The organism is Blautia hansenii, assembly GCF_013304445.1.
GTDB lineage: Bacteria > Bacillota > Clostridia > Lachnospirales > Lachnospiraceae > Blautia.
Map to the genome: position 1 here is coordinate 14,391 of NZ_JAAITA010000002.1, position 26,815 is coordinate 41,205.

Below are 26,815 nucleotides of genomic sequence, written 5' to 3' on the forward strand. Positions count from 1 at the left end.
TGTTTTATGCAAGTCCCAGCAGAAACAGCCCCAGCCAGATAACCATAAGCACGCCGTTTCCTGCTGCTCCAATTTTGCAGAAAAGCTGGTCTCTGTTTTTCTCCGAAAAACTTTTCAGTCCCAGAATAAATCCGTAAATGGAAAGCCCTATGGCAATCAGTCCCATAGCCCCCAGATACAGACCGCCTTTCCCGTGAAATGCAAGGGAACAGATGGCTGCAATACAGAAAATCCCCAGAGAGATTCCGGCAAATACAGAAGACGTAACTCCTTTCTCGGAATGTTTTTTCTTTGCAAAATCATATTTATATCGTTTTTTCGCCATTATCCTGCTCTCCTTTTCCAATTTCTATATAGTAAATGGCTGACAGCAAAAAGCAGATAACCGATTGCTGCCCCCAGTGTATTCATCACCAAATCATCCACATCAAAGCACCCCAGCTTTGTAACCAGCTGAACGGTTTCTACGCAAAGACTTAATGTAAATCCAGAGAAAGTAATAAAGAAAAATCCTCTTGCTTCTCGGCTGATAATGGGAAGAATCAGTCCAAAGGGAATAAATCCCACCACATTGCCCAATAAATTAGCCATAACCGCCAGTGCGCCCAACTGCTTCCGGTATATCCAGAATCTTTTAATTTCCTGGAACAGCACAAGATTATAATGATACTCCCTTTCTGCAAAAGCCAGCTGTCCAAACCTTTCTGCAAAAAAGAGGAAGTATATCAGTGCAAGAATATATATTACAAACAAAGCCGCCCCCGCGGCTTTTATTTTCTTCTTTACCCTTTTATTCAATTTTTCAACCTCTTATCACAACTTGCTAAATAAATAATAAGAAGGCTGAAGTATTTCATTTCCATACAACAGCCCCTTATCCTGTCCATTAAAATGTAATCTCAGATTTCCTTTTCAGAAGTCTGGCTCCGGTTACCAGCATGACAACACCTGTGGCAATCCCGGTTACCAATACAACAATCCCAGCTGCAATACTGCCTGCTGCACAGCGGGACATGGTTTTATAAATTTTTTCGTTCATCAGGAATCCTTCCTTCTTTTTTATTTGGCGCCGTACTGTTCATAGTATGCGTCAATGGCTTTCTTAATTTCATGGTCAATGACGACTCTGCCGCCACATTCTTTGTTGTACAAATGCTCAACCACTTCTTCCATAGTAACAATGGCATTGGTATCAAATCCGTAAGTATCCTTTACTTCCTCAAGCGCACTCTTTTCGCCGCCTTTTCCCACTTCCATACGGTTTAGGGAAACCATCAGACCTACGATTTCCACATCGGCTGCACCTCTTACCTTTGGAACAGTTTCTTCCATGGATTTCCCGGAGGTTGTCACATCCTCAATCATAACGACTCTGTCGCCGTCCTGCAGCTTTCTTCCCAGGAAACTTCCCTTGTCTGCACCATGGTCTTTTTCTTCCTTACGGTCTGAACAGTAACGGACTTCTTTTCCGTATAATTCGCTGTAGGCAATGGCCGTTACCACGCTGATAGGAATTCCCTTGTATGCCGGTCCAAAAAGCACATCAAAATCATCGCCATATTTGTCGTGAATAGCTTTTGCGTAATACTCACCCAGCTTTTTCAGCTGAGAACCGGTAACATAAGCCCCTGCATTCATAAAGAAAGGTGACTTTCTGCCGCTTTTCAAAGTAAATTCTCCAAATTTCAAAACATTACTTTCTACCATAAAATCAATAAATTCTGCTTTATATGCTTCCATTTTTCTTAAACCTCCGTATTTGCAGGCCTTTTGTGCCTGCTCATCAAATCTCTTCAATTTTATCACAGTTCTTCACAGAAAACAACCAGGGCAGAACCCCTCTCCTCTGGTATTCTGCCCTATCTTTCCTATTTCACAATTCCAATCAATTCCCGAATGTCTTCCACGCCATTCTCTTTCATATATCGCTCCAGTCCTTCGATAATCTCCACTGTAGCATAAGGGTTGGTGAAGTTGGCGGTTCCCACAGATACTGCTGTAGCACCTGCCATAATAAACTCCAGCGCATCTTCTGCGTTCTGAATACCGCCCATGCCGATGATAGGAATTTTTACCGCCTGGGCCACCTGATAAACCATACGCACAGCAATGGGTTTTACACAAGGACCGGACACGCCTCCTGTTTTATTGGCCAGCGCAAATGTTCTCCGTTTCACATCAATTTTCATCCCCGTCAGAGTATTAATCAGAGAAACCCCATCTGCACCGCCGGCTTCTGCTGCTCTTGCAATCTCCGCAATATCTGTTACATTGGGAGTCAGCTTCATAATCACCGGCTGCTTTGCGATTTTCTTAATCTGCGCAGTCAGTTCTTCTACATGCCTGGGATCCTGCCCAAAAGCCAGAAAGTTGGCATTGACATTTGGACAGGAAATATTAATTTCCATCATGTCAATAGGTTCCTCTGCCAGGCGCTCTACCACTGCCAGATATTCTTCCGGCGCATGTCCGCATACATTCACAATGACTTTTGTATCAAACTGCTGCAAATAGGGAATATCTCTTTCACAGAACACATCAATGCCCGGGTTCTGCAGTCCGATAGCATTCATCATACCGCTGTGAATCTCCGCAATACGCGGTGTATCATTTCCGGACCAGGGAACATGAGCGACTCCCTTTGTCACCACTGCCCCCAGTTTATTCAAATCCACAAACTCACTGTACTCTGCACCTGAACCAAAAGTTCCCGAAGCTGTCATAACAGGATTTTTCAGTTCCACTCCCGCAAGATTTACTTTCATATTCATTACAGTTCCACCTCCGTGCTCAAAAATACAGGACCATCCTTACATATCCGCTTATTGTGCACATGGGAATGGCTGTCTTTTTCTTTGGATTTACACACACAGGCCAGACAGGCCCCAATGCCGCAGGCCATTTTCTCTTCCATGGAAATATAGCAGAGTATGCTGTTTTCCTCTGCATAATTCTTAATGGCTCTTAACATCGGAGTTGGTCCACAGGCAAAAATCACCTCTGCCTCCAGAGCATTCTCCCGGATAGCATCCATCACATTTCCCTTTGTTCCCACACTTCCATCCTCTGTAGCCACTACGAGACTGCTGTTTTCAGACAACTCCTCTTTCAGGAAAATTTCACTGTTTCTGTAACCGGCAATCACGGTCACGTCTGCATCTGCTTCTTTAGCTGTCTGAACCATTGGCGGAACACCGATACCGCCGCCCATAAGAAACACCTTTTTCCCTTTTACGACCTCCATAGGAAATCCATTTCCCAAAGGACCCATAACATCCAGGTCTTCTCCTGCTTTCATACGGGAAAATTCATCGGTGCCCTTTCCTGCAACTCTGTATACAATGCGCAGTGCGCCCTTCTCTCTGTCAATCTCACAAATACTGATAGGTCTTGGCAAAATTCTGGAATTGTCCCTGCAATACACGGAAATAAACTGTCCCGGCTTCGCTTCTTTTACAATTTCCGCCGCTTCTATCCACATACTGTAAATCTCTGTGGCAATTTTTTCCTGGCTGAGAATTCTGCCCGTCATCTTTACTTTTGCCATAATTCCGCTTTCTCCTTATTTCGCTGCTTCCAATGCACCGTTGATATCTGCCACCATTGCTTCTACGGCTGCTCTTGCTGCATCTGCAAAGTTTTCTTCTCCGAAGTTTGCGTATTTTTCCTGCTTGTAAGCTGCAATGATGCCTCTGGAGGAATTCACAATGGCACCCAGACCGTCTTCATTAAAGAAGTGTACCAAATCCTTGCCCTGTCCTCCCTGTGCACCGTAGCCCGGTACTAAGATATAAGACTTCGGCATGATTTTACGCAGAGTTTTTCCCATTTCGGGGTAAGTTGCGCCTACAACAGCCCCCACATAACTGTAGGAATCTCCCATGAAGTCTTCGCCCCACTGTGCAACTTTTTCGCCTACCAGTTCATACAGCGGTCTTCCGTCTACAAGCTGATCCTGGAAGTCGCCGCTGGAAGGATTGGAAGTCTTCACCAAAATAAACATTCCCTTTTTCTCTTCTTTGCACACATCAATAAACGGATAGATGCTGTCCGCGCCCATGTAAGGATTCAGGGTCACAAAATCTTCATCAAAAGCCGCAATTCTGTTTTTTCCCACCTGTACTTTTCCCACATGTCCGGTGGCATAAGCTGCAGACGTAGAACCGATGTCTCCTCTTTTAATATCTCCGATAACCACCAAATCTTTTTCCCTGCAGTAATCCACAGTTTTCTTAAACGCCTGCAGTCCCGGAATACCAAACTGCTCATACATGGCAATCTGCGGCTTTACAGACGGAATCAAATCATAAGTTTTATCTACAATTTCCTTATTAAACTGCCAGATAGCTTCCGCGGCTCCTTCCAGTGTCTCTCCAAACTCCTGAAATGCCTTTTCCTGAATATGCTTTGGAATGTAGTTCAGCATAGGATCCAGGCCCACTACAATAGGTGCCTTGGTTTTCTGAATCTTTGCGGTAAGTTTGTTAATCATTGTTTATTCCTCCAAATTGTACTTTTTTCCTTTTTCTTCTCAATCCTGCTGGTATACCACTTCTCCGTCGCAGATAGTAGCCTTTACCAGCCCCTTTACCTTTCTGCCGTCAAATGGTGTATTTTTGCCCTTGGACAGAAAACTCATACTGTCAATGACATACTCTGCTTCCGGGTCAATAATGGTCACATCCGCCGGACTTCCCACTTCCAGACGTCCTCTGTCACTGCCGATAATCTGCGCTGGGTTATAACTCATTTTCTCTGCCATCTGCAGCGGTGTGATGACACCCTTATCTACCAGTTCTGTCACCGTTAATGCCACTGCTGTTTCCAGCCCAACAATGCCAAAGGGTGCCTTTGTCATGGGCTGCTGCTTTTCTTCTCTGGAATGAGGGGCATGATCTGTGCTGATAACGTCCAGAATATCTTCTTTTAAACCTTTTAAAAGAGCTTCTTTGTCTGCCTCCGTGCGAAGAGGCGGATTCATCTTGTAATTGGTATCTCCTGCCACCATATCATCTGAAGTCAGGGTAAAATGATGCGGGCATACTTCTCCTGTCACTGGCAGCTTTTCTTCCTTGGCCAGCTGAATCATGCGCACACTATCCTTTGTGGAGCAATGGCACAAATGCAGTCTTGCTCCGGTTTCCTTGGCCAGTACGATATCTCTCGCCACAATCACGTCTTCCACCGCATTGCTGATACCCGGCAGCCCCAGTTCTTTAGAATGTTTGTCTTCATTGACGCAGCCGCCGTTTACCATATTCTGGTCTTCACAGTGGGCAAACACAGGAAGATCATGCTTTGCGGCAATTTCCATGGCTTCCCGGTAAAGCTTCATATTCATGACAGACTTTCCGTCCTCGCTGATAGCCGGAATCCCAGCCTGAATCATTCCCTCGATGTCAGCCAGTTCTTCGCCTTTCTGCTGCTTTGTCACAGCACCAATCTGCAATACATGTACCGGCGCCAGTTCTTTTGCTTTATTGTGTACATACTGTACCCGGTCTGCGCAATCAATCACCGGCTTGGTATTGGGCATGGCCAGAATGGTTGTAAAGCCGCCTCTGGCTGCTGCCTTTGCTCCTGTTACAATATCTTCCTTATGGGTTAGTCCCGGGTCTCTTAAATGCACATGCAAATCAATCAATCCCGGCATGACATAACAGCCTTCTGCAAAAATCACTTTATCCGGCGTTTCCTCAGGTGTAATCGTCCCTCCTATTTCCTGAATTACACCGTCTTCCATATAAATATCTCCGACCTCATCTCTCTGGTCAGAAGGGTTTAAAATACGCCCTTTTTGAATGAGTATCTTCATAATAAAATGTATCCTTTCTTCCGCATGAAGTTTTTTGTAAAAGCCGCAAAATCCGCTTAATTATATAAATAGTAACATACACATTTTCTTTCGTCAATTACACTTTTCCCTTGACTTTTCCGGTAACAGCGAATATACTTATCATGTCAAAGGTATATTGGATATTAGTATTAAATGGTTTTAGAGAGTATGTTATCATTTTTATACATAATATTTTCTCTAAAACCATTTAACATTTTATCCAAGTAATTTATTTTTTTATGGAGGTAACATTATGAACAAGGGAACTGTAAAATGGTTCAACGCTGAAAAAGGATATGGATTTATTACAGGCGAAGACGGACAGGACGTTTTCGTACATTTCTCAGCAATCAACGGAGAAGGATTCAAATCCTTAGAAGAAGGTCAGTCTGTAACTTATGATTTAACAGAAGGCGCTCGCGGAATGCAGGCAGCTAACGTAGAAAAATTATAATTATAAATGACAAAACCGGGGCTGTCGTTTCATACGGCGGCCCTTTTCTGATATTTTCATTTCTTTTTTCGCTTTTCTTCTATTTTCCATTTTTTTCTAAAAATCAGACTGTCAGTTTGCATTTATGAACCTTTAGTTCTTTTACATTACCATTGGTTTCTGTAATGCTTTTTTCATGAACACTATACTATTGTCGATACCTGTGGTTGAAATAGGAGATTTGTTTATGGATTTTAAAGAAATGGGACAGCAAATAAAGAAAAAACGCCTGGAAAAAAACTGGCGTCAGGAAGACCTTGCAGAGCAGACAGACCTGACGGCTACCTACATCAGTTTAATCGAACGAGGTAAGAAATGTCCGACACTGGAAACGTTTATTATCATTGCCAATGCACTGGATGCTTCCGCAGACGAATTACTGGCCAGCGCTCTGAATAACGGGTATGCCCTTCGTGTGTCCACTTATCTGGAACAGCTGAAAAAACTCAGTGAAGAAAAGCAGAAAACCGTATGTGATATCGTGGAAGTGCTGCTGCGAAATGAGTAGCACTAAAAAGGCTGCTGTACAAAACCTCTCAAGGTACTTTGTACAGCAGCTTTTCTCTTCGTTCTCATTTTGCCTCATTACTCTGAGGCTTCCTCTGTCAGCCCTGTCAGATAATCTGTAATAGCCGTTACATCCATTTCGGTAGTTACCACTTCCTGCTCTGCATCCGGGTCTTCTCTTGTCACCACACCGTATGCAGAATACCCAATCCAGCCCAAAGCCACCAAACAAACAGCGCCGATAGCTAATTTTTCAAAAAACAGAGCTCTCTTCTCTCTCTTCTGAAGTTTTGCACGGTTGGCTTTCTCTTTTTTATATTTGTCTACTTTTTCCTGACTCATACCGTAAATCTCCTTTGTCCCAAACTCGTCAAATCTGCTTTTTAGTATAGCATATTTTTCCTCTGCTGCAAAGAATTATTTCTCCCCTTGACCTATTCCCCTTTTTCTGTGTATACTAATAAACAGAAAAGAGCATTTGCGGATTATAATTTTTTATAATTCGTCAATGCTTTTTCTTTTCCAAGAAGGAGGGCAAATCTATGAATCTCACACACGAAAAATCCTGGTACGCCAGGAAATGGAGTATGGACGTCCTGGTTGACATCATCGGCGGTATTTTCATTGCCGTAGGTACTTACAACTTTGCCGCAGCCGCGGAATTTCCCGTTGTGGGGCTAAACGGTATTGCCCTGATTTTCTACCATTTATTCGGCTGGCCCATCGGACGGGTAGCGCTGATACTGAACATTCCCATTGCCCTGTTCTGTTTCCGTATTCTGGGCCGGAACTTTTTTCTGCGCTCTGTTCGTACCATCCTCATTACTTCTTTTATCATGGACTATGCAGCGCCTTTGTTCCCTGTATATCAAGGCGACCGCATGCTGGCCGCCATCTGCACCGGTGTGCTTTCCGGCTTGGGCTTTGCCCTGATTTATATGAGGGACTCCTCCACCGGAGGCGCGGACTTTATCATGCTTAGCCTGAAAGCAAAAAATCCGCACCTGACGCTGGGCAAAATTGCCTTTGTCATGGATACGGTAATTGTCCTTCTGGGTACTGTCATTGTTTCCAAAGATGTAGACAGCCTGATTTATGGTATGATTATCAGTTTTCTGCTTTCTGTGGTGGTAGATAAAGTCATGTACGGCATTGATGCCGGAAAAATGACGCTGATTGTCACGGATTATGCAAAAGAAGTAGCAGAGAAAATCGACCAGGTCAGCGGCAGGGGCTGTACCTTCCTGAAAGCGGAAGGCAGCTTTGCCAGAGATAAAAAAGATGTGGTTTTGTGCGCCTGCAACAATAAACAGATGTATATTATCCGCACAGCCATAAAAGAAGTTGACCCCAACGCTTTCATTATCATCATGGAATCCAATGAAGTGCTGGGGGAAGGATTTAAGGCGCATTAAAGGCAGAGTCCGGATATTTGATCTGCACCAGTGTCAGCCCTCTGGCAGGAGCCGTAGGGCCGGCAGCTTTCCGGTCTTTCGCCTCTAAGATTGCCCGCATATGCGCCGGCGGATATGCCCCGCCGCCGATTTCCATTAAAGTTCCGGCAATGATACGCACCATATTGTAGAGGAATCCGTTTCCCCGAATGCGTATGGTAATCTTATCCGCTTCTTTTGTAATATCCAATGCATGAATGCACCGCACGGTAGTTTTCACCTGGGCGCCGGCGCCGCAAAAACTCTTAAAATCATGTTCTCCCAGAAGATAACCCCCTGCCTCCTGCATTTTTTCAATATCCAGGGGCACATAGGTAAAATGAGAATAAAAACGCTCCGTGGGAATGGGAAAACGGCGATTTAAAATCTGGTATTCATATGTCTTTTCGCTTTCCACATATCTGGGATGAAAGGTTTCCGGCACTTCTCTTGACTCCTGAATACGAATATCCTCCGGCAGCCTCTGGTTTAAGGCAAAGGAGAATTTCTCTCCGGGCATTCTCACCCGGGTATCAAAGACCGCTACATTTCCCAGGGCGTGAACGCCTGCATCTGTACGGCTGGCGCCAATAGTTTCTATGGTTTCTCCTGTAAGCTCAGACAAATGCCGGTTCAAAACCTCCTGCACCGTAATCCCATTGGGCTGCACCTGCCACCCACAGTAGTTGGTTCCGTCGTATGCAACGGTCAGCTTTACTCGTTTCATTATCTACGGTTCTCCTTTTACAGAAATACTCTCAGAGCAATATCGGCTCCCAGATACAGGACAGAAATCACATAAGCCGCGTAATCTCTTCTGTGATAAACCAAAGGCTTCATCTGCGTCCGGTTATCCCCGCCGTGGTAACATCTGGCTTCCATAGCCATGGCCAGATCATCGGCCCGGCGAAATGCGGAGATAAACAGGGGCACCAGAAGGGGCACCATACTTTTAGCGCGCTGAATGATGTTGCCGCTTTCAAAATCCGCACCTCTGGCAATCTGCGCTTTCATAATCTTATCTGTTTCTTCCATCAAAATAGGAATAAAGCGAAGGGCAATGGACATCATCATGGAAATTTCATGCACAGGCACTTTGATTTTATTTAAAGGCGCCAGAATCTTTTCCATGCCGTCGGTAAGCTGATTAGGCGTTGTTGTCAGTGTCATAATGGAAGAACCGATAACCAGATAAATCAGGCGGATACCGATTTTCACAGCCTGTACCACTCCTTCTCTGGTAATCTTTAAAAATCCTGCACTCCACAACACTTCCCCCGGCATCAGAAACAGGTTAAACAGCACAGTAATCAGCAGAATGATAAACAGAGGCTTTAACCCTTTCAGCATAAATTTCACCGGAACCTTGGAGAGTCCAATAGCAGCCGCAAGAAAAACCGTGGCCAGGGCATATCCCCAGAAGGAATCCGCCACAAAAAGGGAAATCAGAAATAAAAAAGTTCCGATGAATTTCACCCGCGGGTCCAAACGGTGCAGAATGGAATCTGCCGGATAAAACTGTCCAATTGTAATGTCTCTAATCATGTTTCGTTCTCCCCAGTGCCTTTAAAATACTCTCTTTTGCCTCTTTTACGGTAATGGCCGATGTATCTGCCGGAATCCCCGCCTTGCGAAGTGCCTGCATAATATAAGTAATCTGCGGCGCTGCAAGACCGATTTCTTCCAGTTCCCTATAGTGGGAAAAGACTGCCTCCGGCTTTCCGTCAAAAGCCTTTTCCCCTTTGTTCATTACCAGAATCCGGTCTACATATCTGGCAATATCCTCCATACTGTGAGACACCAGAATAACGGTAATATTCCTCTCTGTGTGCAGCCAGGCAATCTGATCCAGAATTTCGTCTCTTCCTTTTGGGTCCAGACCTGCGGTAGGCTCATCCAGAATCAGCACCTCCGGTTCCATGGCCAGTACGCCTGCAATAGCCACCCGCCGCTTCTGTCCCCCGGAAAGTTCAAATGGGGAACTTTTATAGTATTTTTCCTTCAAACCAGTCTGCTGGAGGGCCCGAACGGCTCTCTCCTCTGCCTCTTCTTTGGAACAGCCCTGATTCTTCGGCCCAAAGCACACATCAGAAAGTACATCGGCTTCAAAAAGCTGATGCTCCGGGTACTGAAATACCAGGCCCACCTGGCTTCGCAGGCGTTTCAGGGAATATCCCTCCTGCCAGATATCTTCCCCTTTATAATACACAGTTCCCACGGTAGGGCGCATCAGTCCGTTAAAATGTTGAATCAATGTGGATTTTCCGCTTCCTGTATGTCCGATAACCCCCAGAAACTGCCCGGAGGGTATTTCCAGAGAAACATCCTTTAAGGCATGGGTTTCATATACAGAACCGGGGCTGTAAGTATAAGTAACATGTTCTAATCGCAATGACATAACGCATCCACCAATTCCTTTATTGTAAGTATTCCCTCAGGAAGAAAAAGCCCTTCCTGTCTCAGTTCATATGCCAGAAGTGTTACCTGGGGTACATCCAGACGGTATGTTTTTAATTCCTCCACTCCGGAGAAAATTTCCCTGGGTGTCCCCTGCATGACCACATGGCCGTGATCCATGACAAACACTTTATCAGAGTCAATGACTTCCTCCATGTAATGGGTAATAAGCACCACCGTAATGCCTTCCTTTCGATTCAGTTCGTGAACCGCCTGCAGCACTTCTTTTCGTCCATTGGGGTCCAGCATGGCGGTGGGCTCGTCCAACACAATGCATTTCGGGTGCATAGCCATCACTCCCGCAATGGCTACCCTCTGTTTCTGCCCTCCGGACAGCTTATTGGGAGAGCGGTGGCGAAAAGGCGTCATGCCCACGGCTTCCAGGCTTTTATCCACCCGCTTCCAGATTTCTTCCGTGGGAATCCCCATATTTTCCGGGCCAAATCCCACATCCTCCTCTACCACGGTTCCGATAATCTGATTGTCCGGGTTCTGAAACACCATGCCGGCTCTCTGGCGGATTTCCCACAGCTTCTCCACAGATTTAGTATCCATGCCGTCAATCCAAAGAGTTCCCTCTGTAGGAACTAAAAGGGCATTGATATGTTTCGCCAGCGTAGATTTTCCGGAACCGTTATGTCCCAGAATAGAGATAAACTGTCCCTTTGAAATGTCCAGATTCACATCATCTACAGCCCTATAGCTTTCCGAGGGCTGTCCGCTGTCGTCATATTTTATGTAGTCATATTTTACGTTTCTGGCTTTAATGATTCCCATGGCAGGCACACCTCCACACTTCCATATCTTCGCTGTCTCCCTCCAGGTGATAGTCTATTTTCTGGAATCCCAGCTTCCGCGCCAGTTCCAGCGATGGCATATTGGCGCTTTTTATCCTGCAGTACAGATAAAAAGCCCCTCTTTTTTTTGCTTCCTCCACAATGGCTCTGCAGGCCTCGTAGGCAAATCCCCTTCTCCGGAATTTTTCATCTATCATATAGCCAAGCTCCACCACTGTTTTGTTATCATTCCAGAGTTTAGGTTCTACCCCTGCTCTCCCTATAATTTCCCCGGAAGCCTTTTCCAGTATGCACCAGTAACCCATGTCACAGAGTTCATACATATAGCGCCGATACATCTCAAAGTCTTCCAGTTCTTCCTTCAGGGGTTTTGCCACACCCTCACAGGCATCTGCGGAGGTTTCCTGAGAACAGATTTCCATCATTCTAGGAATATCTCCTTTTTCCATTTCCCGAATAAGAAGCCGGTTTGTCTCACACACTTTGGCTGGTAAATGATGAAAGTGACAGTAAATTTTTTCCACAAAGGCGCTGTCCACCTCTTCAAATCCTTCCACAAGTGCAAAAGCTGTGCTTAAATCCTGTTTCCCGGAATCGGGGTTATAATAAGCCATACAAGCCATACCCGCCGCTTTTGCGGCTTTACAACCGTTTTCCGAATCCTCGATAACCAGACATTCTTCTGGAGACAGCCCCAGTATTTCTGCTGTTTTCAGAAAAACATCCGGTGCCGGCTTGGGGTGCTTCACAGTTTCCCCACTGACCAGTTTTTGAAAATACCTGTCAATTCCCCAGTGCTCTGTCACATTTCTGATATAAGAAAGGGGGGATGAAGAAGCCACAGCCAGCACATATCCCGCCTCCTGCAGCCTTTCCAGAAACTCCTTCACCCAGGGAATCAAAGAAGGATACCCTCTCTCTTCAATCATTTTCTTTTTCATGCTCTTCATCTCGGCTATCAGGGCTGTATCCTGTACATCTACCTGATAATGCTCATGCAAAAGTTCCATGAGAAAACCTACCGTTGAACCGATGCAGGGCTTATAAACCTCATAGTCTATGTGGATTCCCCTTGCTTTCAAGGTCTCTTTCCACACCTGGAAATGGAAGGGCTCGCTGTTAATCAGCACCCCGTCCATATCAAAAATAATTCCCTTCAGCATATTTTCAGCTTTCTCCCTCTGTCTGGTCCTCTTTGGGACCGAATAAAAGTTCTTCTGCCAAAGCCCAGATTTCCTCTCTTCCCTGCTTGGTCTGTGCAGAGAAAGGAATCACTCTGGTGCCGGGGAGCAGATTTAAGCCTGTCTTAACTGCCTTCACATGTTTCGCCACCTGGCTTCTTTTCAGTTTGTCCGCTTTTGTTGCAATAATAATGGGCTGGTATCCGTTTTGTACAATCCAGTCGTACATGGTCCTGTCATTTTCAGACGGGTCATGACGGATGTCAATAAGCAGAAATACTGCCTTTAACTGCTTAGACTGGTGCAGATACCGCTCAATCAGCTTTCCCCACTGCTCTTTTACGGACTGGGATACCTTGGCATAGCCGTACCCCGGCAAATCCACAAGATACATCTCGTGGTTTACATTATAAAAATTAATGGTCTGGGTCTTTCCCGGAGAAGCACTGGTTCTCGCCAGGGCCTTCCGGTTCATCAGTGCATTAATCAGCGACGATTTTCCCACATTGGATTTTCCTGCAAATGCAATTTCCGGAACTTCGTTTTTGGGAAGGGTACTGGTGATGCCGCAGACGATGTCCAGCGCTACATGTTTAATAACCATGTGTTTTCCTCCAAATTTTTTCTTTATACCAGGGCATGTTTCAGAACCTCTTTCATGGTTTTCACAGGCACGATTTTCATGCCGCCTGTGATTTCCTCGTCCAGTTCCTCCACATCTGCCTGATTCTCAAAAGGAATGAGAACCTTTTTCATACCTGCGCTCTTGGCTGCCAGAAGCTTTTCCTTCAGGCCTCCGATAGGAAGCACTCTTCCTCTCAAGGTAATCTCTCCCGTCATGGCCACATTGGCTTTCACCGGTGTGTTGGTCATGGCAGAAAGCATGGCCGTAGCCATGGTAATACCGGCAGACGGGCCGTCTTTTGGCACTGCCCCTTCCGGTATATGGATATGTAAGTCATGTTTCTGGAAAAATTCCGGCTTAATGCCATATTCCTCTGCTACGGAACGAATATAGCTGATACCTGCCTGGGCAGATTCTTTCATCACGTCCCCAAGTTGCCCGGTCAGAAGAAATTCTCCTTTTCCCGGCATAAGGTTCACCTCTATCTGCAGGGTATCACCTCCGACGCTGGTCCAGGCCAGTCCCCGTACAATTCCCACTTCATCCGTCTTATTCTTCCTCTGGTATGTGTATCTGGCTCTTCCCAGAAAACTTTCCAGATTGTCCACGTTTACACTGATGGTTTCTTCCTTGTCCTCCAGAATCTTCCTGGCTGTCTTTCTGCAGATTTCACCCAGCTTTCTCTCCAGGCTTCTCACACCCGCTTCTTTGGTATAGCCCGCAATGACTTCCCTCAGCGCTTCATCAGAAATAAGCAGCTGGTTTTCTTTTAATCCGTGGGCTTTTATCTGCTTTGGAATCAGATGTTCTCTGGCAATATGCTCTTTTTCGTTCTGGGTATAGCTGCTGATTTCAATAACCTCCATACGGTCTAAAAGCGGCCGCGGAATAGTCTGCAAATCATTGGCTGTGGCAATGAAAAGCACCTCCGACAAATCCAACGGGATTTCCACATAATGGTCTCTGAATTTCCTGTTCTGCTCGCTGTCCAACACCTCTAAAAGCGCAGAAGAGGTATCTCCTTTGTAATCACTGCTCACTTTATCAATTTCATCCAGAAGCATGAGAGGATTTTTCACCCCGGCCTGTATCAGTCCGTTGGCAATTCTGCCCGGCATAGCGCCGATATAGGTTCTTCTGTGACCGCGGATTTCCGCCTCGTCCCGGACGCCGCCCAGGGACATGCGCACATACTCCTTGTCAAGCGCCCTGGCTACGGAACGTGCAATAGAAGTCTTTCCGGTTCCCGGCGGTCCTGCCAGACAGAGAATCGGACTCTCTCCCTTTTTCGTCAGGGTTCGCACAGCCAGAAATTCCATAATACGCTCTTTCACCTTTTCCAGGCCATAGTGGTCTTCTTCCAAAATTTTCTTGGCTTTTGCCAGATTTTTGTTATCTCTGGACACCTTATCCCAAGGCAGGGAAAGTAAGGTTTCAATATAGCTTCGGATAACTCCCGCCTCTGCCTGCATACCTGCCGCATTTTTAAAGCGGTCAATTTCCCGGTTGATTTTCTCCTTCACTTCTTTGGAGGCTTTCAGTTTTGACACCTGTTCCTTAAACTGGTCTGCCTCTGACAAAGTATCCTGGTCCCCCAGTTCTTCCCTGATAACTTTTAACTGTTCCCGGAGAATATAGTCTCTCTGGTTCTTATCCACCCGCTCCTTGACTTTGCTGTTTAAATCTGTGCGAATCTGCATAATGTCGATTTCATTGCACAGAATTCCGCCCAGCACCTCATAACGCTCTTCCAGATTGACAGCCTCCAGAATTTTCTGTTTATCCTCATATTTCATGGGAAGATTCACGGCAATCTGGTCAATGACTCTCCTGACATCCTCCAGTTCCAGAATCTGTCCTGCCAAATCCTTGCTGAGCTTTGGATTTTCATTGCAGTAACGGACAAAAAGTTCCTTGATACCCCGCAGCATAGCTTCTTTAACATTGCCCTCCGGTTCTTCCTGTTCTTCTTCAAAAAGGGCAATTTCAGCTTCCAGATACAGGGGATTTTCTTCAAATCTTAAAAGTTCTCCTCTTTCCTGTCCTTCCACCAGAACCTGAACCATGTTTTTCTTTGTCTTTACAAGCTGTTTGATTTCTGCGATGGTACCGATTTTATATAAATCTTCCTGTGCAGGTTCCTCTGTTTCAGGGTCTCTCTGGGTGATGAGAAAGACCTTCTGGTCCTGAACCATGGCCTTTTCAATGGCCTTCATGGATTTTTCCCTGCTTACATCAAAATGGACAATCATGTCAGGAAGAATGGTTGTACCTCTAAGGGCGATTGCCGGTAAATGCTGTATGATGTCGCTCATGCTCGCACCTCCTTATTCCTGTACGATTTCTCTATGCGATTTCCGGTGACTCTTTTTTCTTACGGCTGCCGCTTTTGCTTCTTCTGGCTGTTGCCGGAAGTTCTCTGTATTCCAGCTTTGCTTCCCCTGTGCCGTCCACCAGTTCTTTTGTAATGGTACAGCCGGTAATGCTTTCATCTGAAGGCGCCTTGTACATCAAATCCATCATGGAATTTTCCATAATAGCACGCAGACCTCTGGCACCCGTCTTTCTCTCCATAGACTTATCCGCAATGGCTTCCAGCGCTTCCGGTTCAAAGTCCAGATGAATACCATCCAGATGAAACAAGGTCTGATACTGACGCACCAAAGAGTTTTTCGGCTCTGTCAGAATCTTCACCAGGGCGTCCTTATCCAATGCATCCAACGATACCACTACCGGCACACGGCCCACAAATTCCGGAATCAGTCCGAATTTCACCAAATCCTGGGGCATGACTTCTTTTAAAAGTTCTCCCACATTATGTTTGCCCGGTGTACGGATTTCTGCATTGAAACCAATGGCTTTTGTATCTTTTCTGGTTTCGATAATTTTATCCAGCCCTTCAAAAGCGCCGCCGCAGATAAACAGAATATTGGTGGTATCAATCTGGATAAACTCCTGCTGCGGGTGTTTTCTGCCGCCCTGAGGCGGTACGTTAGCCACCGTTCCCTCTACAATTTTCAAAAGAGCCTGCTGTACTCCTTCTCCGGATACATCTCTGGTAATGGAGGCATTTTCCGATTTTCTGGTAATTTTGTCAATTTCGTCAATATAAATAATGCCATACTGGGCACGTTCTATATCGTAATCTGCTGCCTGAATGATTTTCAGCAGAATATTTTCCACATCCTCGCCCACATAACCGGCTTCGGTCAGAGTGGTTGCGTCGGCAATGGCAAAAGGCACATTCAGCAGTCTTGCCAGCGTCTGAGCCAGAAGCGTCTTACCAGAACCGGTAGGACCCAGCATAAGAATGTTGCTCTTCTGCAGTTCCACATCCGCGCCTCTGCCTGCCAGCACACGTTTGTAGTGGTTGTAAACTGCAACCGAAAGCACTTTTTTCGCTTCATCCTGTCCAATGACATACTCATCCAGAAATGCCTTAATTTCCTGTGGTTTCAGCAGGTTAATTTCGTCAGAAGCCATGTTGCTGTACTCTGCCCCCAGTTCTTCCTCTATGATTTCCGAACAGATTCCCACACACTCATCACAGATATAGGTGCCGTTTGGACCTGCAATCAGTTTTTTTGCCTGGTCTTCTGTCTTTCCACAAAAGGAACATCTGATTCTTGTATCGTTTCCTTTCATTGCCATGTTTTTTCCCTTTCTGTTTCCATTTTTCTTCTTTTAAAGCCGAAAGACCCCCGCAAATTTCTGCAGGAGTCTTCTCTTCTGTCATTATCTATGCTCGATTACAGAGTCAATCAATCCATATGCCATTGCCTCCTGGGCTGTCATATAATTGTCTCTTTCTGTGTCTCTGGCAATCGTTTCCAGAGTCTGGCCTGTATTCTGAGCCAGAATTGTGTTTAATCTGGTTCTGGTTTTCAGAATCTGCTGTGCCACAATGTCAATCTCTGTTGCCTGACCCTTTGCACCGCCGGAAGGCTGGTGAATCATAATTTCCGCATTGGGAAGGGCCATTCTCTTTCCTTTTGTACCGCCGGCCAGAAGGAATGCACCCATGCTGGCAGCAAGTCCCATACAGATAGTAGATACATCACATTTAATGTACTGCATGGTGTCATAAATCACCATGCCTGCTGTAACGGAACCGCCCGGACTGTTGATATATAAGTGGATATCTTTTCCCGGGTCTTCTGATTCCAGAAAAAGAAGCTGTGCTGCAATCAGGTTGGCTGATACATCGGTTACTTCTTCTCCGAGGAAAATAATTCTGTCTTTTAACAATCTGGAATAGATGTCGTAGTTTCTTTCACCGCGGCTTGTCTGTTCAATGACGTATGGTACTAAACTCATGAAACTCCTCCTATTCTGTCAAACACAGCATGTATTATTCTGCTGCTTCTTCTTTCTTCTCAACAACTTTTGCTGATTCAGCAACTAAAGTAACTGCTTCCTGAACAGCCATGTCTTTCTTAATCTGTTCTTTCTCGTAGTCACCCATTACTTCTTTTAATTTTTCTACTTCCATTTTGTACATTTCAGCCATGGATTTTAATTCTTCTTCTAATTTTTCATCAGAAATCTGAATGTTTTCCACTTCTGCAATTTTCTCTAATACCAGACGGCTCTGGATTCTCTTTAACGCCTGTGGTCTCATCTGTTCCTGGATTTTTGCATTGTCCAGACCTGTGAACTGGTAATACTGGTCAATAGATAATCCCTGGGACTGCATTCTTCTGATGAAATCCTGCATTAACTGCTGAATCTGGTTCTGAATCATAGCTTCCGGAATATCCATCTGTGCGTTTTCAATAACAGCGTCTACTGCTTTGTCTTCTGTTTCGCGTTTTGCAACAGATTCTTTGCGTTCTTTTAAGTTCTTGGCAATGTCTGCTTTGTATTCTTCCAGTGTGTCAAACTCAGAAACATCTTTTGCAAATTCGTCATCTAATTCCGGAAGTTCTTTCACTTTGATAGCTTTTACTGTGCATTTGAATACAGCCGGTTTTCCAGCCAGGTCATTTGCATGATAGTTTTCCGGGAAAGTAACGTTTACTTCTTTTTCTACATTTAATTCAGCGCCTACTAACTGTTCTTCAAATCCAGGAATGAAGGAATTAGATCCGATTGTCAGCGGATAGTCTGTTCCTTTTCCGCCTTCAAAAGCAACGCCGTCAACAAAGCCTTCAAAGTCCAGAGTTACCATATCGCCCTGTGCTACAGCTCTGTCATCTACATCGATTGTTCTGGAGTTGTTTTCCTGCTCTTTTTTCAATTCAGCAGCGATTTCTTCTTCTGTTACTTCTACAGAAGAAATTTCTACTTCCAGTCCTTTGTATTCACCTAAAGTTACTTCCGGTTTTACAGCTACTTCTGCTGTGAAGATAAAGGCTTTTCCTTTTTCAATCTGTACAACGTCGATTTCCGGCTGAGAAACGATATCCAGTCCGCTTTCTTCTGCTGCCTTTGGATATTCAGCCTGAATCAAAGCGTTTGCTGCATCTTCAAAGAAGATACCTGCGCCGTACATTTTTTCAATCATCACGCGAGGAGCTTTTCCTTTACGGAAGCCTGGGATTGTAATTTTGTTTCTGTTTTTCATGTATGCAGCCTGCACTGCTTTTTCAAAATCTTCTGCGGCAACTTCAACAGTAAGTTTTGCCATGTTCTTTTCTAAGTTTTCTACCTGTACACTCATTGTTATGAATTCCTCCTTGAATTTCTATATGCATCTGCCCTGCCAAAACAGCAGAAAACAGCGCTTTTTTCATACTTACAGTCATTAACACAGTATAGCACAAGGGTTTGGAAAACGCCAGTGTTTTTTTTCGTATCCCCCGATTTCTACAGGGTTTTCACGAAATTTTTATAAATTTTCTCTGAAAATAATAGATTTTTGGATTTCCCGGGCTTTTTCTTCCCCGTAAAGCTGGGAAATCAACTCCAATGCAAAGGGAATGGCTGTGCCCAGACCTCTGCTGGTGGTAATATTTCCATCTCTTGCTACCTCCTGCGTCCCCACCTGGGCGCCGGTAAGTTTTTCTTCAAATCCCGGATAGCAGACTGCTTTTTTTTCTTTTAAAATCCCCAGTGCTCCCAACACACTTGGAGCTGCACAGATAGCTGCCACTTTCTTCCCCTCAGCTGCAAAATCCTGCAGAAGTCTGCAAAGCCCTGTATGTTCTCCCAGATGAAGCGTTCCCGGCATACCGCCCGGAAGCACCAGCAGGTCCATCTTGCTGTAATCCGCTTCTTCAAACAGAACGTCTGCCTGGAGAACGATGTTGTGGGAACCTGTCACTGTCTTTGTATTGCTGATGGATACCATCTGCACTTCGGCCCCTGCTCTTCTTAAAAGGTCCACAACAGTCAGACCTTCGATTTCTTCAAATCCATCTGCTGTAAATACACATACTTTTGCCATAATTTTTACCTCTTTTCTATTTTTATCTAAAATACCTCTGTATTCCCCACCTCTTTACGTCTCTTCCCCAAAGCACGATTTTCTCCTGCGTAAACGGCTGATAAAACTCCGCTTTCCCGGCATACAGAGCCAGTCCGTCAAATACCGGATTTTGACCGTCCCCGTAAAGCACATCTCCCAAAAGAGGATGTCCTATCCCAGCCATATGCACCCTGATCTGGTGTGTCCTCCCCGTAAATATCCTGCACTTTACCAGCGTACAATTCTCTCTTTCTTTCATCACTTCGTATCTGGTGCAGGCCGTTTTGCCCTGTGGGTGAATCTGCATTTTCAGCTTGTCTCCGGGCATAAGGGCAATAGAAGCAGTAATGTCCCCTTCCCTTTGCTCTAATTTTCCTTTCGCCAGTGCATAATAAATTTTCTGAAAACGCCCGTCCTGCTTCTGTGCAGACAGCCGCGCCGCTGCCATCTGATTTTTGGCATACACCATAAGACCAGCGGTATCCTTATCCAGCCTTCCCACAGCCCGGACAACGCCTCCTTCTCCCTGTTTCTGCAGATAATCTGCCACCCGGTTTCCCAGAGAATCCTCATAATGTCCCCGCCCCGGATGGCAGAGTATGCCTCCCGGCTTTTCCACCACCAGCAAATCTCTGTCCTCGTAGAGAATCTCCAGTTTCCCTGCACAGGGTTTCACCCGGCTTTTCTCTTCCTGCATTTCCGCCAGACACACCTCCAGATTCTGCCCCACAGAAGGTCTGTAAGTAATTCTCTGCCGTTTTCCATCTATACAGATACCCTTTGGCTGAAATTTTGCCCGGCTGACTTCCCGCCTGCTCAGTCCCAGATTTTCCCTCAGAATTTTTTCCAGGGATTTTCCTGCCAGCTTTTTGTCTATCTCTAATTTCAGTATTTTCATCTTACCAGCAGAGTACTTCACTGCCTTTTTCAGTCACCAGTACCATAATTTCCCACTGAGCTGAAGGCAGCCCGTCATCCGTATACACGGTCCAGTCGTCCGTGTCATCGGTATAGATTTCATGGGTTCCCATATTAATCATAGGTTCAATGGTGAAAATCATTCCCGGTACCATGAGCATACCTGTTCCGGCTTTCTGGATATATCCCACCCAGGGGTCCTCATGAAACTCCAGTCCTACCCCGTGTCCGCCGATTTCTCTTACCACGGAATAGCCGTTCGCGTGCGCATGCTCATACACCGCCTGACTCATATCTCCCAGATATCCCCAGGGCTTTACTTTTTCCAGACCTTTCTCCACACATTCCTTTGTCACCTCCACCAGCTTTTTCTTCTCGCTGCTGACTTCTCCGATACAGAACATACGGGAGGAATCCGAAAAATAGCCGTCTAAAATTGTAGACACATCTACATTAATAATGTCTCCTTCTTTCAGAACAACATCTTTAGAAGGAATTCCGTGACACACCTGCTCGTTAATAGAAGTACACACACTCTTGGGAAATCCATCGTAATTTAAAGGTGCAGGAACAGCCCCTGCTTTTTCTGTCATGGCAGATACCCAGTCGTCAATTTCCTGTGTCGTAACACCTGCCTTAATGTGCTCTGCCACATAATCCAGAATCTCCACATTGATTTTGGCGCTTTCTTTAATTTTTTCAATCTGTGCCGGTGTTTTCAGAATCTCATGAGAAGGTACCAGTACTCCCTGTGACTCATAAAATTTTAATCTTTCATCAAATGCGTAATGACATTTCTTGTATTTTTTACCGCTGCCGCACCAACAGGGGTCATTTCTTTGCAGCAAATGCATCTGCCTGCGCCTCCTTCTGTCTCTGATATCCAATTCTTGGAGAACCGTCCTCCACATAAATGATACCGCATCTTTCAAATCCGTTTTTCTCGAAAACCTGCTGCATCACTGTATTTTCTCGGTGCGTATCTCCCCGCACATTGCCGCACCGGGCATAACACCAGTCCAGACAAAAAGAAGCCACGCCTCTGACTTTTCCTGCAGATGCCATACGGTGCATCACACCATAAGGTCTGTCATTTTTCCATGCTCCGGCTTCGATTCTTTCATAGCAAGGGTCTGGCTGCATGGAAAACATAAACACACCTGCCAAATCTTGTCCTTCCCGGCAGACATACAACTCTCCGTTCTCCAAATCTTTTTTTACCAGTTCTGTGGACGGATATCCTTCTTTCCATTGGCTTGGATTTCCGTGTTCCTGCATAAAAACCCTTGCCCTTCCATATATTTCCATAATTTCCGCTAAATCTTCTGTTTTCGCTTTTGTAATCTGCATATTTTCCACCATGCTTTCTTTTTTCACTATGCATTATACCATTGTTTTTCTCTTTTTTCCACTTTTGAAATTGTTGTAATTTTCTGATTTTTTATATATAAAAAATAATATAACAGTTTTATTTTATTTTTTCTTATTTTTTTCTATTTTTAATATTGACAAATCATAATTTTACTGTTATAATTCAACTATCAAATAAATTAAGAGAAGAAAACACAGAAAGGATTGATTCCACCAAAAGCTTAACGTTTTACTCATAATCCAAAAGAAAGGACGGTACGGACCACCAGAAACGTAAACAAACACCCATTAAAATAATTTTTACGAGGTATCTTCCAATGGATATTGAAACACATTAAAAGGGCATCATTCTAAAACAAGTTCAGAATGATGCCTTTCCTTATCACCTTTTCTTTCAAAACATATCTAAAATGCAAGTCTTTTCTTAAAAAATTGCTCCCAACGCACCGAAAGCTCCCATACTTACAGCCGCCATGATAATACCGGCCAGAATTACGCCCAGCATAACGGCAATCACGCTGGATTTGAAATCCATATCCAGAATGCTGGCCGCCAGCGTTCCTGTCCATGCACCTGTTCCCGGAAGTGGAATGCCTACAAAGAGCAGCAGGGCTACAAAGAGGCCTTTTCCTGCTTTCTCCTGCAGCTTTTTACCGCCTCTTTCCCCTTTATCCAGACACCAGGTAAAAAATTTTCCGATAACCGGTTTGTCAGCTCCCCACACCAGCACTTTTCTGGCAAAGAAGTAAATAATCGGAACCGGAAGCATATTTCCGAGAATAGCCACAATATAATACTGTACAAAAGGCAATCCCAGCCCTTCTGCAATGGGAATCGCACCTCGAAGTTCAATCAGGGGTACCATAGAAACAAAAAATACAATCAGGTATTTTTCTAACATAAAACTCTCCTTCTATCCTTTTTCCAACACGCAATGTATCCGTTTCAATATAGCACCCTTTCTCAACCGGCGCAAGCATTTTTCTACAATCCCACGCAGATTTTACACAAGTTTTATATTTTTACATCAGATGGTTCTCTCATCTCCCCAGAAGAACAGAGCCACGGTCCCCGGACCTGTATGGGCACCGATAACCGTTCCGATACTGTTTATTAAGACTTTCCCATCCAGATTCGGAAATTTTTCTTCTATCATATCTGCCACTTTCCGCGCGTCTTCTTCGCAGGCTGAGCAGGATATAAAGCACTTTCCGCTGTAAGCCGTTCCTCCCTTGGCATGCTCCTCCATGCGTTTTACCATTTCCCGGATAACCTGCTTCTTTCCTCTGTATTTGCTTCTGGGAATCAGTTTCCCTTCGGAATTGACATTCATCAGCGGACAGATATTTAACGCCTGTCCTACAAAACCGGAGACTTTGGAAATTCTGCCGCCCCGAATAAAACTGGTCAGGTCTGTAGAAAAGAACCAATGGTGCAGCTTGTTTCTGTTTTCCTCCAGCCAGGAAGCGTTTTCTTCCAGGCTCAGTCCTTCCTGCTGCTTTGTCAGGGCCATGTCCACCAGCATACCGTATCCGGAAGAAGCAGACAAAGAATCAATAATCCTGACTTTTCTGCCCGGATATTTTTCTTCCATCTGCACTTTTGCAATATTGGCAGAATTAATACTTCCGGAAATACCGCTTGACAGTGTCAGATGCAAAATATCCAGACCTTTCTGAAGAATCGGCTCAAACAATTCCATATACTGCTGAGTATTTACCTGAGCCGTGGTAGGTTCTGCCCCATCGGCGATTTTTTTATAAAATTCCTTAAAAGGCATGGATTTTCCCAAATCATCGGGATACTGCACGCCGTCCATCAGGAAATTAAAACATACAAAAGGTATCTTTTTCTCTTCAAAATACTGCGCCGGCATATCTGCTGTGGAACAGCAGGTAATCTGATATTCGCTCATAAGGTTTTCCTCCTCTGCATTCTTGCTTTTTGCATTCCTATTTTAACACTTTACCTGGAAATTGACTAGAGCATTTCCAAAAGTCCCGAAAGCCCCTGTTCTTCGTAAATGCCTTTGTAATATTCCACTTCCCGTTCAATAATCCCATCAATGACCTGAATACCCAGCAGTTCTACAGGCGCTTTATCATCTGTAAGAATATATTCCCCTTTTTTGCAGGGCGTCAGCTGCTGTGAAACCTCATACATCAGGTTCTGCAGTTCTCTGTCCCGTATTTTTGCAGTATTCTTTTCCAGATTTTCCTTAATTTCACAGTTGGCCGAAGCGAAAAGTTCCCGGTTGGTGGTTCCTTCCACATCTGCTGTATATACAGCAGGAAAGACCTCAGAAATGGTATCTGACAGATAATCGTTGATATTTCCCTCTCCTTTTGCCTGCATATTCATATTAACCACCATGACTCCGTCTGTATGCAGATGCTCCTTCACCAGAGTAAAAAATTCCCTGCTTGACATCTGAAAAGGAATGGTAATGTCCTGGTAAGCATCCACCATAATCACATCGTATTTTTTATCCACTGCCTGAAGATAGGCTCTTCCGTCATAGGTCGTCACGTTTACATTTTGAGGCAGGTCAAAATATTCTCTGGAAAGATCTGTAATCTTCTCATCAATTTCCACACCCTCCATAGACAGATTGTGAAAATAAGCCTGACACTGTCTGGCATAAGTTCCGCTTCCCATACCCAGAATTAATACTTCCAATTTCTCTTTCTCCCCGGTATCTGCCATCAGGGGCGCAGCCATGGCCGTGTCGTAATACATACCGGTAAGCCCTTTTTCTTTTTGCATTACAGACTGCACACCAAAGAGCACATTGGTAGACAACACCACATTTTCTTCTGTTTCTTTTACCTGCAGATAATTGTAGACAGACTCTCCCTCATATAAAAGGTCCTGTTCCCAGAATGCAAAATGACTGCGGTTTCCCAGCACTGCACATAAAAGAAAAACCACGAGAGCTGCTGCACAGCTGCGTTTTTTCTTTCCTGTCTGAAAGAAATAAATCAGTGCAAGCACCAGCAATACACCGGAAAAAATGAGAAAGGTAACCGCCGTTCCCACAACCGGAATGGTGACAAAGGTAGGAAGAAAGGTTCCGATAATACTTCCGATTGTATTGAATGCACCTAAAGTTCCCACAATCTTCCCGTTGTCTTCCAGACTATCCACCGTGTACTTTGCCAGAGAAGGGGTAACCGTTCCCAGCAGAAACAGCGGAAATACAAAAATAATCATGCAGGCTGCAAAAGCCGCAAGAATCAGAAAATTGTTGCTCACTGTGAATATCAGAAGTCCGGATACTCCCAGAATAATATATTTTCCCACCACGGGAATCAGGGCAATCCATACCGCCGCGATTAAAATTCTTCTGTACAGCCGGTCCGGATTGGGGTCTTTGTCTGCGCTTCGTCCGCCCCAGATATTTCCCAGAGCCATAGCTATCATAATCGTTCCGATAATAATGGTCCACACAATCTGGGAAGAACTGAAATAAGGAGCCAGAAGTCTGCTGGCTCCCAGTTCCACAGCCATAACCGCCATACCTGCAAAAAATTCTGTGAGATACAGATAATATTTATTGCTCAAAATTGATTTCTTTTCCATACACGCCTCCTGCCTGTACTTGAAAACAGACGGGGCTGCCCCATAAACACTTATGAGATAACTCCGCCTGCCTGTTTTTTACTGAAAAGATGCTTTATCCTTATAGTTTAAAGCAATATACGTTTTTCCTCTGTTCAGCTTGATTTCTTTACCGGACTGGTCATAGAAAGACAGATAGGACTCCTCGTTATTACTTTCCTTAGACCAGTGGATTTCCTGAACACCTCCGTTTGATACATAATATCCTTTGGAATTTTCAGAACCATCCCAGTCCAGTTCCTTATGCCCCACCTCATCTCTTACGGAAATGTCGGTTTCCAGTACAAATACATTGGTAAAAGCCAGCTGTTCTCCTGTCTTTCCATCCGTCTGAGGGGTATTGTTAATCTGCTTTAAGTATACCTTTTTCTCTGCATCATAGGTAAACTGGGAAGACTGTGCGCCAAACTGAATATCCACGCTGGTACAGTCTTTTCCCTCCGGTTTCACCTGCTCGTCCATACCGTTAAAGGGAAAAGCAGTTCCCTTTTTCTCCTCTTTTAAATCTGTCCGCAGATGGTTTGCTTCAATATAAGCCGGAAGTTTGGTTCCGTCAAAGTAACCGGTGTGTTCCAGAGAATATCCCTGGTTTAATTTCTCCTGGTCTCTTCCAAACAGTCCCCCTGTGTTGGTAATTCCTTCAATCTGGTCTAAATCCAAAGCTTCCAGATACTCTGCTATGGTATCATCAATTCCCCAGTTGACATAGAAGGCGTCAAAGCCCTGAGATAAAGCCGGGAAGTAATAACGACAGCTTCGGATAGGGCAGATTTGCGGTACTTTGGTGTAGTCTCCGTACAGCGCCATAAATCTGGTGGCATCTCCCTCTACAGGAATTTCAAAAATCACATCCGCCTGGGACACCCCATACTGGGGCATTGCTTTCTGCACATTGTTGACCATAACCGCCACCGGACGCTTGCCAACGGCACCTTCTGATAAATCAGCCAGTCCGGTAAGCAGGTTCTGATTGGCAGGTATCTCTTCCTGCTTCACCTCTGCCCCTTCTACAGACTGGGATTTGTCCTCCTGTGCCTCTTCCTGTACGGTTTCTTTTGGTTCCTCTTTGGAGGTTGTCTCTTTTTTCCCACAGCCTGCTGTACCTAAAAGTACCAGCGCCGAAGCTATCAGAAGTATTTTTCTGTATTTCATAGATAACTTTCCCCC

At 44.9% G+C, this 26,815-nt stretch carries 30 protein-coding genes; 3 read left to right on the plus strand and 27 right to left on the minus strand.

The genetic code is table 11. The features are described from left to right. Window positions 1-4: 4 nt before the first annotated feature. The 8 genes from G5A70_RS02120 to G5A70_RS02155 form a co-directional block, all read right to left on the minus strand. A complete protein-coding gene (locus tag G5A70_RS02120; RefSeq protein WP_173747556.1) occupies window positions 5-325 on the minus strand; it encodes a DUF6142 family protein in 321 nt (106 codons plus the stop codon). After that, window positions 325-798: a VanZ family protein gene (locus G5A70_RS02125; protein WP_173747558.1), complete on the minus strand. Its 474-nt coding sequence runs from the start codon at window positions 796-798 to the stop codon at window positions 325-327. Before G5A70_RS02125 ends, G5A70_RS02120 begins: the two co-directional genes overlap by 1 nt. 88 nt (window positions 799-886) lie before the next feature. Further along, window positions 887-1,039 (minus strand): hypothetical protein, encoded by a 153-nt coding sequence (locus G5A70_RS02130; RefSeq protein ID WP_173747560.1) that lies wholly within the window; start codon window positions 1,037-1,039, stop codon window positions 887-889. Window positions 1,040-1,059: 20 nt separating this feature from the next. After that, window positions 1,060-1,740 carry an orotate phosphoribosyltransferase gene (gene pyrE / locus G5A70_RS02135; protein ID WP_173747562.1) on the minus strand — a complete coding sequence of 227 codons (681 nt, stop codon included), beginning with the start codon at window positions 1,738-1,740 and terminating at the stop codon, window positions 1,060-1,062. A gap of 128 nt (window positions 1,741-1,868) precedes the next feature. Further along, on the minus strand, window positions 1,869-2,771 hold the full coding sequence (locus G5A70_RS02140; RefSeq protein ID WP_173747564.1) for a dihydroorotate dehydrogenase: 903 nt from the start codon (window positions 2,769-2,771) through the stop codon (window positions 1,869-1,871). Then, complete coding sequence (locus tag G5A70_RS02145) at window positions 2,771-3,547, minus strand: dihydroorotate dehydrogenase electron transfer subunit (RefSeq protein ID WP_173747566.1); 777 nt, start codon at window positions 3,545-3,547, stop codon at window positions 2,771-2,773. The genes G5A70_RS02140 and G5A70_RS02145 overlap by 1 nt, the downstream gene beginning before the upstream one ends. A gap of 15 nt (window positions 3,548-3,562) precedes the next feature. Then, window positions 3,563-4,492 (minus strand): orotidine-5'-phosphate decarboxylase, encoded by a 930-nt coding sequence (gene pyrF, locus G5A70_RS02150; protein WP_173747568.1) that lies wholly within the window; start codon window positions 4,490-4,492, stop codon window positions 3,563-3,565. A gap of 39 nt (window positions 4,493-4,531) precedes the next feature. Then, window positions 4,532-5,815, minus strand: coding sequence for a dihydroorotase (locus tag G5A70_RS02155; RefSeq protein ID WP_173747570.1), 1,284 nt, complete (start codon window positions 5,813-5,815; stop codon window positions 4,532-4,534). Between the two features lie 274 nt (window positions 5,816-6,089). Between G5A70_RS02155 and G5A70_RS02160 the strand changes: the two genes are divergently transcribed. Both G5A70_RS02160 and G5A70_RS02165 read left to right on the plus strand, forming a co-directional pair. Next, window positions 6,090-6,290 carry a cold-shock protein gene (locus G5A70_RS02160; protein ID WP_111920171.1) on the plus strand — a complete coding sequence of 67 codons (201 nt, stop codon included), beginning with the start codon at window positions 6,090-6,092 and terminating at the stop codon, window positions 6,288-6,290. Between the two features lie 226 nt (window positions 6,291-6,516). Then, window positions 6,517-6,837: a helix-turn-helix domain-containing protein gene (locus G5A70_RS02165; protein WP_173747572.1), complete on the plus strand. Its 321-nt coding sequence runs from the start codon at window positions 6,517-6,519 to the stop codon at window positions 6,835-6,837. Between the two features lie 77 nt (window positions 6,838-6,914). Here G5A70_RS02165 and G5A70_RS02170 read toward each other — a convergent pair whose 3' ends face one another. After that, window positions 6,915-7,178, minus strand: a complete 264-nt coding sequence (locus G5A70_RS02170; RefSeq protein ID WP_173747574.1) for a hypothetical protein — start codon at window positions 7,176-7,178, stop codon at window positions 6,915-6,917. 200 nt (window positions 7,179-7,378) lie between these two features. On the opposite strand from G5A70_RS02170, the gene G5A70_RS02175 reads away from it, so the two are divergent. Next, window positions 7,379-8,251 carry a YitT family protein gene (locus G5A70_RS02175; RefSeq protein ID WP_173747576.1) on the plus strand — a complete coding sequence of 291 codons (873 nt, stop codon included), beginning with the start codon at window positions 7,379-7,381 and terminating at the stop codon, window positions 8,249-8,251. On the opposite strand, the gene truA is transcribed toward G5A70_RS02175, so the two are convergent. The 18 genes from truA to G5A70_RS02265 form a co-directional block, all read right to left on the minus strand. Further along, window positions 8,238-8,996, minus strand: a complete 759-nt coding sequence (truA, locus tag G5A70_RS02180) for a tRNA pseudouridine(38-40) synthase TruA (RefSeq protein WP_173747578.1) — start codon at window positions 8,994-8,996, stop codon at window positions 8,238-8,240. The two genes, G5A70_RS02175 and truA, sit on opposite strands and share 14 nt — an antisense overlap. A gap of 17 nt (window positions 8,997-9,013) precedes the next feature. Beyond that, the gene (locus G5A70_RS02185) at window positions 9,014-9,814 is read right to left on the minus strand and encodes an energy-coupling factor transporter transmembrane component T family protein (RefSeq protein WP_173747580.1); all 801 of its coding nucleotides are present in this window, start codon (window positions 9,812-9,814) and stop codon (window positions 9,014-9,016) included. Continuing rightward, window positions 9,807-10,667 (minus strand): energy-coupling factor transporter ATPase, encoded by an 861-nt coding sequence (locus G5A70_RS02190; RefSeq protein WP_173747582.1) that lies wholly within the window; start codon window positions 10,665-10,667, stop codon window positions 9,807-9,809. Before G5A70_RS02190 ends, G5A70_RS02185 begins: the two co-directional genes overlap by 8 nt. Continuing rightward, a complete protein-coding gene (locus G5A70_RS02195; RefSeq protein ID WP_173747584.1) occupies window positions 10,652-11,503 on the minus strand; it encodes an energy-coupling factor transporter ATPase in 852 nt (283 codons plus the stop codon). Before G5A70_RS02195 ends, G5A70_RS02190 begins: the two co-directional genes overlap by 16 nt. Beyond that, the gene (locus G5A70_RS02200; RefSeq protein ID WP_173747586.1) at window positions 11,490-12,686 is read right to left on the minus strand and encodes a GNAT family N-acetyltransferase; all 1,197 of its coding nucleotides are present in this window, start codon (window positions 12,684-12,686) and stop codon (window positions 11,490-11,492) included. The genes G5A70_RS02195 and G5A70_RS02200 overlap by 14 nt, the downstream gene beginning before the upstream one ends. A gap of 4 nt (window positions 12,687-12,690) precedes the next feature. Continuing rightward, window positions 12,691-13,308: a ribosome biogenesis GTP-binding protein YihA/YsxC gene (gene yihA / locus G5A70_RS02205; RefSeq protein ID WP_173747588.1), complete on the minus strand. Its 618-nt coding sequence runs from the start codon at window positions 13,306-13,308 to the stop codon at window positions 12,691-12,693. Window positions 13,309-13,331: 23 nt separating this feature from the next. Continuing rightward, the gene (lon, locus tag G5A70_RS02210) at window positions 13,332-15,644 is read right to left on the minus strand and encodes an endopeptidase La (RefSeq protein WP_173747590.1); all 2,313 of its coding nucleotides are present in this window, start codon (window positions 15,642-15,644) and stop codon (window positions 13,332-13,334) included. Between the two features lie 31 nt (window positions 15,645-15,675). Further along, entirely contained in the window at window positions 15,676-16,980 is a 1,305-nt protein-coding gene (gene clpX / locus G5A70_RS02215; protein ID WP_173747592.1) for an ATP-dependent Clp protease ATP-binding subunit ClpX, read from the minus strand. Window positions 16,981-17,064: 84 nt separating this feature from the next. After that, window positions 17,065-17,646 carry an ATP-dependent Clp endopeptidase proteolytic subunit ClpP gene (gene clpP, locus G5A70_RS02220; protein WP_173747594.1) on the minus strand — a complete coding sequence of 194 codons (582 nt, stop codon included), beginning with the start codon at window positions 17,644-17,646 and terminating at the stop codon, window positions 17,065-17,067. A gap of 34 nt (window positions 17,647-17,680) precedes the next feature. Continuing rightward, the gene (tig, locus tag G5A70_RS02225) at window positions 17,681-18,991 is read right to left on the minus strand and encodes a trigger factor (RefSeq protein WP_173747596.1); all 1,311 of its coding nucleotides are present in this window, start codon (window positions 18,989-18,991) and stop codon (window positions 17,681-17,683) included. 168 nt (window positions 18,992-19,159) lie between these two features. Then, window positions 19,160-19,717, minus strand: coding sequence for a DJ-1 family glyoxalase III (locus G5A70_RS02230; RefSeq protein ID WP_173747598.1), 558 nt, complete (start codon window positions 19,715-19,717; stop codon window positions 19,160-19,162). A 22-nt stretch (window positions 19,718-19,739) separates the two neighbouring features. Continuing rightward, complete coding sequence (locus G5A70_RS02235; protein WP_173747600.1) at window positions 19,740-20,636, minus strand: RluA family pseudouridine synthase; 897 nt, start codon at window positions 20,634-20,636, stop codon at window positions 19,740-19,742. A 1-nt stretch (window position 20,637) separates the two neighbouring features. Further along, entirely contained in the window at window positions 20,638-21,510 is an 873-nt protein-coding gene (locus G5A70_RS02240; protein WP_173747602.1) for a methionyl aminopeptidase, read from the minus strand. Then, window positions 21,488-22,006 (minus strand): GNAT family N-acetyltransferase, encoded by a 519-nt coding sequence (locus tag G5A70_RS02245; protein WP_173747604.1) that lies wholly within the window; start codon window positions 22,004-22,006, stop codon window positions 21,488-21,490. The genes G5A70_RS02240 and G5A70_RS02245 overlap by 23 nt, the downstream gene beginning before the upstream one ends. Before the next feature lie 445 nt (window positions 22,007-22,451). After that, window positions 22,452-22,928, minus strand: coding sequence for a COG2426 family protein (locus G5A70_RS02250; protein ID WP_173747606.1), 477 nt, complete (start codon window positions 22,926-22,928; stop codon window positions 22,452-22,454). 126 nt (window positions 22,929-23,054) lie between these two features. Beyond that, window positions 23,055-23,942: a DegV family protein gene (locus G5A70_RS02255; RefSeq protein WP_173747608.1), complete on the minus strand. Its 888-nt coding sequence runs from the start codon at window positions 23,940-23,942 to the stop codon at window positions 23,055-23,057. A gap of 65 nt (window positions 23,943-24,007) precedes the next feature. Continuing rightward, window positions 24,008-25,609 carry a spermidine synthase gene (locus G5A70_RS02260; protein WP_173747610.1) on the minus strand — a complete coding sequence of 534 codons (1,602 nt, stop codon included), beginning with the start codon at window positions 25,607-25,609 and terminating at the stop codon, window positions 24,008-24,010. Between the two features lie 78 nt (window positions 25,610-25,687). Beyond that, window positions 25,688-26,800: a DUF3048 domain-containing protein gene (locus tag G5A70_RS02265; protein WP_173747612.1), complete on the minus strand. Its 1,113-nt coding sequence runs from the start codon at window positions 26,798-26,800 to the stop codon at window positions 25,688-25,690. Window positions 26,801-26,815: the final 15 nt, after the last annotated feature.